The sequence below is a fragment of the Kribbia dieselivorans NBRC 106261 genome, assembly GCF_001552435.1.
GTDB classification, from domain to species: Bacteria; Actinomycetota; Actinomycetes; order Actinomycetales; family Dermatophilaceae; genus Kribbia; species Kribbia dieselivorans.
The window spans coordinates 1-7268 of the sequence record NZ_BCRE01000076.1 but is presented as its reverse complement, the minus strand read 5'-3'; the positions used below and the strand labels follow the sequence as shown (position 1 = coordinate 7268).

The 7268-nt window shown below is 69.3% G+C and carries 6 protein-coding genes; 5 read left to right on the top strand and 1 reads right to left on the bottom strand.

All coding sequences use genetic code 11. From position 1 onward, the window contains the following. Positions 1 to 33 precede the first annotated feature (33 nt). The gene (locus KD1_RS07430; protein WP_068399831.1) at positions 34 to 2244 is read right to left on the bottom strand and encodes an outer membrane protein assembly factor BamB family protein; all 2211 of its coding nucleotides are present in this window, start codon (positions 2242 to 2244) and stop codon (positions 34 to 36) included. A 247-nt stretch (positions 2245 to 2491) separates the two neighbouring features. Between KD1_RS07430 and ahpC the strand changes: the two genes are divergently transcribed. The 5 genes from ahpC to KD1_RS07405 all read left to right on the top strand — a co-directional run bounded on the left by ahpC (position 2492) and on the right by KD1_RS07405 (position 7234). Next, positions 2492 to 3055: an alkyl hydroperoxide reductase subunit C gene (ahpC, locus tag KD1_RS07425; protein WP_068399827.1), complete on the top strand. Its 564-nt coding sequence runs from the start codon at positions 2492 to 2494 to the stop codon at positions 3053 to 3055. A 202-nt stretch (positions 3056 to 3257) separates the two neighbouring features. Further along, the gene (gene ahpF / locus KD1_RS07420; RefSeq protein WP_068399824.1) at positions 3258 to 4850 is read left to right on the top strand and encodes an alkyl hydroperoxide reductase subunit F; all 1593 of its coding nucleotides are present in this window, start codon (positions 3258 to 3260) and stop codon (positions 4848 to 4850) included. A gap of 70 nt (positions 4851 to 4920) precedes the next feature. Then, complete coding sequence (locus KD1_RS07415) at positions 4921 to 5856, top strand: LysR substrate-binding domain-containing protein (RefSeq protein WP_068399820.1); 936 nt, start codon at positions 4921 to 4923, stop codon at positions 5854 to 5856. A gap of 64 nt (positions 5857 to 5920) precedes the next feature. Continuing rightward, positions 5921 to 6760 (top strand): patatin-like phospholipase family protein, encoded by an 840-nt coding sequence (locus KD1_RS07410; protein ID WP_068399816.1) that lies wholly within the window; start codon positions 5921 to 5923, stop codon positions 6758 to 6760. 63 nt (positions 6761 to 6823) lie between these two features. After that, complete coding sequence (locus KD1_RS07405; protein WP_068399813.1) at positions 6824 to 7234, top strand: cupin domain-containing protein; 411 nt, start codon at positions 6824 to 6826, stop codon at positions 7232 to 7234. The last annotated feature ends 34 nt before the right edge of the window (positions 7235 to 7268 follow it).

Below are 7268 nucleotides of genomic sequence, written 5' to 3'. Positions count from 1 at the left end.
GGTAATACCTCGAACCGCGGGGGTAGGGGGGGTTCAGGGCAGCACGACCCCGCGGACGACACCGTCCTGCCAGCCACCGACGAGCACCCGGGCCTGCCCGGTCTCGACGAGCACCGGGGTCGAGAAGGTGTTGGCCGGGGTGACCTGCAGCACATGGTCGACCTGGCGGCTGGCCAGATCCACCCGGACGACCTCACCGGTGACGCCGGTCAGCCACACGTCGTTGCCGGAGCGCACCGGTCCGGCTTCGAAGAACCGCTGCGGAGCTGCCGTGACCGACCACCGCCGCGCACCCGTGGTCGCGTCGTAGAGCAGCACGCCCCCGAACTCCTCGACCGCCAGCAGACCTTCGTCGAGGACCAGCCCCGGGTTGTAGGTGCGGTTGCCGTTGTGGCGCCAACGTACGGCTCCGGTCGTGCGGTCGAGCGAGTAGGTCGCCCCGACCGTCGCGAAGACGACCTGATCGGCCGCGGCGAGGTCGACCGTGTCGCCCCACGGGGCGTACAGCATCTTGCCGTAGGCATCCGAGCGGTTCGTGGCCAGATCGGCGCGCCAGAGCCGAGCTCCCGTGCGCGCGTCGAAGGCGTAGGCGCGCCCGTCCCCCGACCCCACGTAGACCCGCTCACCGTCGCACGCGGGCCGCCCGGCGAAGAGATTGCCGTGGTCGGTGCGCCAGACGATGGCTCCCTGCGTCGTGATCCGGAACGTCTCGGTCCCGGCGCAGGCGATGATGTCGGTGCGAGCGTCGATCGCGACGGCGAGGGTGCGTGCCAGTGCGGGCGCGCCCAGATCGACCCGCCAGCGCACGGCCCCGGTGGCGGCCTCCACGGCGTACAGGTGGTGATCGGCCGAGGGCAGGTAGATCACTCCGTCGTGGACAGCGCCATCGCGGTGGACGGGCCCGATGCGCGTGCGCCACAGCACCCGCGTGCGATCGCCGTCGACGCGCAGGGACGTGAGCGAGCCGGTCGTGGACGCGGCCACGATGGTGGCCTCGCCGACGGCCATGATGCCAGCCTGGACCTGCCCGCCGACTCGGTGGACCCACCCCAGGTGCGCCGCTGCACCGTCGACGAACACCGGCACGATCGACTCCCAGAACTCGCCGGCCGCGTCCACCGCGCGCACCTGGACGCGATGATGACCGGGCGTGAGATCGACCATCGCCACCCGGGCCTTGAAGGTTCCGGTGTCGGTTCGGGTCAGTTCGACCGTCGTGGGCGTCTGACGCCCCCCGTACCGAGCCTGCGGGTAGATCTGCGCGACCATGGCGTCGACCTCCCCGGCGCGGGCCGCCGACATCCGCACCTCAACGGTGATCGCCTCGCCCTCGACGTCGGCCCGGACGCTGTTCGGCGCCAGGTGACCCCCGACCCGCGCACCACGCAGGGGGATGACCGCTGAGCGCGACGTCGTGGTCGAGCCGTCGGCCGCCAGCCGGACGGCGTCGACGGTCAGTTCGGGTCGGCCGTCGCGCGTGACCCGCTCCACCCAGAAGTAGTCGATTCCATCGCGCGAGGCGCGGCCGTTGACCTGGGTGAACCCATTCATCGGCATGATCTCGTGGGTGTGGGTGTGCCCGGTGAACAGCGCGCGCACGTTGCGCTTCTCCAGGACCTCGAGCAGGTCCTCCGAGTCGTTGACGTAGTAGTTCGGTGCACCGATCGGCATGTGCGTGAACAGGATGGCCGGCACGGTGTCGTTCGTCCGGCGATCGAGGTCCTTGCGCAACCATGCGAGCAACTCGGCGCCGTAGACCGACGGCTCCTCCAGGAGCTGGTACGGCGAGAGGCCGACGAAGTGCAGGCCACCGAGGTCGAAGGAGTCCGTCGGCTCACCGAACCAGCGGCGATAGGACTCCATGGCGGAGATGTCCCAGCGCCACTCGTGGTTGCCGGCGACGTGGCGCATACGCGACCAGAGCGTGTCGGGCACCGCACTGCGATAGGCGGCGAACTCACCGTCGACGCCATAGTCGGTGAGGTCGCCACAGTTCAGCACGACGTCGGGTTGACGCGACTCGATGTGGGTCAGCAGGCGCCGGAGCGCCGCCGTGCGAGTGGGGACATCGACGTTGGCGTGGGTGTCCGTGACGACCGCGAACCTCAGGTCGGCGGCACCCTGGACAGGTTCGGCGGCGGCCGGATCGGCGAGGGCCGCCTCCCCGAGCGCGGCCGCCGTGGCAGCAGCGCCGGTCAGGCCCAGGAAGGAGCGTCGGGTTGCGGGCATGGACGACAGGGTCATTCGCTCTTTCTATTTTGCCGTCATGGCCGCGGCGTGAACAGCACGTGACTGCGAGGCGACGGCGAGATGACCGTCGTCAACCACCACCCCGCGATTGATCCACGCATCGGAACCGACCTCCACCGATCGACGTTGACTATCGTGACGATGCCCACAATTCATCGATCTGGATTATGGGTTTCTGACGTTTCCATATAGAGTTCCTATCGACCGATCACCCCGTCATCGTCAGTGAGGTAGTCACCACATGTCCCTGATCAACACGAAGATCAAGCCGTTCGAGGCCAACGCGTATGTCAACGGCGAGTTCAAGACCTACTCGGACGCGGACATCGCCGGCAAGTGGGCGATCTTCTTCTTCTACCCGGCCGACTTCACCTTCGTCTGCCCGACCGAGCTCGAGGACCTGGCCGGCCAGTACGAGCTGCTGCAGTCCCTGAACGTCGAGGTCTTCTCGGTCTCCACCGACACCCACTTCACGCACAAGGCGTGGCACGAGACCTCCGAGGCCGTCGGCAAGGTCAACTACCCGATGCTCGGCGACCCGACCGCCACGATCTCCCGCAACTTCGAGATCCTCCGTGAGGACGAGGGCCTGGCCAACCGTGGCACCTTCCTCGTCGACCCGGACGGCGTGATCCAGTTCCTCGAGGTCACCGCCGAGGGCATCGGCCGCAACGCCGCCGAGCTCGTGCGCAAGGTCAAGGCCGCGCAGTACGTGCGCAACCACCCGGGCGAGGTCTGCCCGGCCAAGTGGGAAGAGGGCGAGGACACCCTGGCCCCGTCGCTCGACCTCGTGGGCAAGATCTGATCCACCGCAGCGTCTGATCCACCGCAGCGTCTGATCGAACGCAGCGTCTGATCGAAGGCGGGAGGGCGGCCCGGCTGGCCCGCTCTCCCGCCTTCGGCGTTCCCCGACCGCGTACCACCCCGACTCCGTACCGCCCCGACCGCGTACCACCCGACTTCGTACCACCCCGTCTTCCGCACCCGCCGAGAATCCTGGAGGAATCGTGCTCGACACCGCCCTGGCCACCCAGCTGAAGTCCTTGATGACGAACATCAAGGAGCCGATCGAGATCCTCACCACGCTCGGCGACGACGCGAAGTCGCGCGAGGTGGCCGAGCTCGTCGACGAGATCAGCGGCATGTCCGACCTGGTCACCGTGCGCCCCAACGCCGGTGAGGTCGCCGCGCGCACCCCCTCCTTCACGATCATGCGCACCTCCGACCAGCACGTGCAGGTCACCTTCTCCGGCATCCCGATGGGCCACGAGTTCACCTCGCTCGTCCTGGCGCTGTTGCAGGTCGGCGGCCACCCATCGAAGGAGGCCGCCGCGACGCTCGAGCAGGTCGCGAACCTCACCGGGGAGCACCACTTCGAGACGTGGTTCTCGCAGGGCTGCACCAAGTGCCCCGACGTCGTGCAGGCGCTCAACCTCATGGCGATCCTCAACCCGAACATCACCCACACCGCGGTCGACGGCGGCGCCTTCCCCGACGAGGCCGAGGAGCGCGGTGTCCTGGCCGTGCCGATGGTGTTCCGCAACGGCGAGATCTTCGGCAACGGCAAGATGTCGCTCGAGGAGATCGTCGGCAAGGTCGACTCCGGCGCCGGTGAGAAGGAGTCCGCGCGGATCGACGCGCTCGACCCGTTCGACGTGCTCATCGTCGGTGGCGGCCCGGCCGGCGCGACCGCGGCGATCTACACCGCCCGCAAGGCGCTGCGCACCGCGATCATCACCGAGCGCTTCGGCGGCCAGGTCAACGACACCATGTCGATCGAGAACCTCTCCTCGATCCAGCACACCGAGGGCCCGAAGCTCGTCGGCGACCTCGAGCGGCACGTCGAGTCCCACGAGGGCGTCGAGGTGCTGCGCACGCAGCGCGCCGCGAAGCTCCACCCGATGAACGCGGACGGCCTGATCAAGGTCGAACTCGACTCCGGCGCCGCCGTCTATGGCCGCACCGTGATCCTCGCGCCCGGAGCGTCGTGGCGCCAGATGAACGTCCCCGGCGAGTTCGACTACCGCAACAAGGGCGTCACGTTCTGCCCGCACTGCGACGGCCCGCTCTTCAAGGGCAAGGACATCGCCGTCGTCGGCGGCGGCAACTCGGGCATCGAGGCCGCCATCGACCTCGCCGGGGTCGTCGGGCACGTCACGGTGTTCGAGTTCATGGACTCGCTCAAGGCCGACGAGGTGCTGCAGCGCAAGCTCAACTCGCTGCCCAACGTCGACGTCGTCACCTCGGCGCAGACCACGCAGGTGCGCGGCGACGGCAACCGCGTCGTCGGGCTCGACTACACCGACCGCACGACCGGCGAGTCGCGCGCCCTGGACCTCGACGGCGTGTTCGTGCAGATCGGCCTGATCCCGAACACCCAGTGGCTGGCCGACTCCGGGGTCGAGCTGAGCGAGCGCGGCGAGATCGTCGTGGACGCCGGTGGCGCGACCAACCTGGAGGGCGTGTTCGCCGCCGGTGACGCGACCACCACGCCGTACAAGCAGATCGTCGTGGCCTTCGGGGCCGGTGCGACCGCCGCGCTGAGTGCGTTCGATCACCTGATCCGCGTCTCGGCTCCGGCCGAGTCGATCAGCGCCTGATCTCACCCCGTCGCCATCCGCACACTCCGGCTGACCACCTGGTCGGCCACCGTCGAAGAGAGGAGCTCTCGTGAACCTGCGTGACCTGGAGTACCTCGTCGCGGTGGCCGATCACGGTCATTTCGGCCAGGCTGCGGCCGCGTGCTTCGTCAGCCAACCGACGCTGTCGACCCAGCTCAAGAAGTTGGAGGGCGAACTCGGCACCCGCCTGGTCGAGCGCGGCTCGCGTCACCACCTGCTCACCCCCGCCGGGGAGCAGGTCGTCGATCGCGCCCGCCGCATGCTGACCGACGCCGAGTCGATCCGGCGGATCGCCGCCCAAGCCCAGGATCCGCGCTCCGGCTCGTTGCGGTTGGGGATCTTCCCGACCCTGGCGCCCTATCTGCTGCCGCACGTCATGCCCGGGGTGCGCGAGCACTTCCCCGACCTCGAACTCCTGCTCGTCGAGGAGCGCACCCCGCGCCTGCTCGAGCAACTCGCCCAGGGCCGACTCGACGCGGCGGTGCTCGCGCTGCCGCTCGAGGACGAGTCGCTGGTCATCGAGCCGCTCTTCCGCGAGGACTTCGTGCTCGCCGTGCCGTCCGGGCACCGACTTGCGCAGGACGGCGCGGCCGTGAGCCCCGGCGTGCTCGCCGACGAGCAGGTCCTCCTGCTCGAGGACGGTCACTGCCTGCGCGACCAGGCCCTCGAGGTGTGCACCCTCGCGGGCGGATCGGAGCGGGCCGGGTTCCGCGCGACGAGTCTGGAGACCTTGCGGCACATGGTCGCCACGAATGCCGGAGTCACGCTCATGCCGGTGATGTCCGTCGCTCCCCCGGTCACGCCGCACCCGTCGCTGGAACTCGTGCGGTTCCGCGACCCGGCGCCGCACCGCGACATCGCCCTGGTGTCACGACGCTCCGGCGTGCACGGTGAGTTGCTCACCGAACTGGCCGACGTGCTGCGCCAGGTGCCGCCCGAGTTGGCCACCACGCTCCCCGAGGTGACGCAGCGGCGCTCCGCGTAGGGCGCCGGACGCGGGGACGCCCGTCAACGTGCCGTGCCCGCGCCGGCTTCGTAGGCTGGGGCGCATGGCGGACAAGGTGGGGTTCGTGCTCGGCGGCGGTGGGGTGCTCGGTGCCTCGCATCTGGGCATGATGCGTGCGCTGCTGGAGGCCGGCATCAGCCCCGATGTCATCGTCGGCACGAGCATCGGCGCGTTCAACGGCGCCTACCTCGCCAGCGCCCCGACCCTGGCCACCGTCGATGCCCTCGAGCACCTCTGGCGCACGACGCTCGCCACGGGCAAGGCCTTCCGCCCGGGTGCCTGGGAGACGATGCTCAACGTCGCCCGCTCCCGCACCCACCTCCTCTCGACGAAGGTGTTCGCCGACTTCGTCGACGCGCACCTGCCGGTGTCGACGTTCGAGGAGCTCGAGGTGGAGTTCCAGTGTGTGGCGGCCTCGATCGAGAAGGCGCAGGCGAGGTGGTTCACCAGCGGCGCGTTGCGCGACCCGATCCTGGCCTCGTGCGCGCTGCCGCCGTTCTTCGCGCCGGTCGTCATCGACGGGGAGCACCACTACGACGGCGGTCTGGTCGACTCGATTCCGCTGGGCCAGGCCGTGCGGCTCGGAGCGTCGATCGTGTACGTCCTCCAGGTCGGGCGGGTCGAGAATCCGATGGTCGTGCCGCGCAACTTCGCCGGCGTGGCATTGGCGACGTTCGAGATTGCCCGGCGACACAACTTCACCGACGCGCTCGCGCACGTGCCCGACGGGGTGGAGGTGCACGTGCTGCCCACCGGCGCCGACGAGACCGGGGTGCTGACGACGTTCGGCCACGGCCAGGAGGACAAGATGATCGCCCGGATCGACCTGGCGCACGCCGCGACGCAGGCCTACCTGACCGAGGGTGCTCCCGGGCCGGTGTGATTGGCTGGAGACAGTCAGAGTGGCACCCGCTCCGGTGGTGCCACGGAAGGCACGGAGGCGGACATGGCTGACCACGGACCCAACCCGTACATCACCAACATCGAGACCGACACCCTCGAGAACACCAACTTCCGCGACACGCGCTGGACCGGCGAGCACCTGCAGCTGACGCTCATGCAGATCCCGCCGGGCGGCGAGATCGGCCTGGAGGTGCACCACGGCACCGATCAGTTCCTGCGGATCGAGGCCGGCACCGGGCTGTGCCAGATGGGCGACGCGGAGGACAACCTCGACTTCGAGCGCCAGGTCAAGGACGACGACATCATCATGGTGCCGTCGGGCAAGTGGCACAACGTCACGAACAACGGCGACGAGCCGCTGAAGATCTACTCGCTGTACGGCCCGCCGGACCACGTGCACGGCACGGTCCACGCCACCAAGGCCGACGCGGACAACGACCCGAACGAGCACTGACGCTCAGCGACCGGGCCCGGCGCCCCCGCGGACC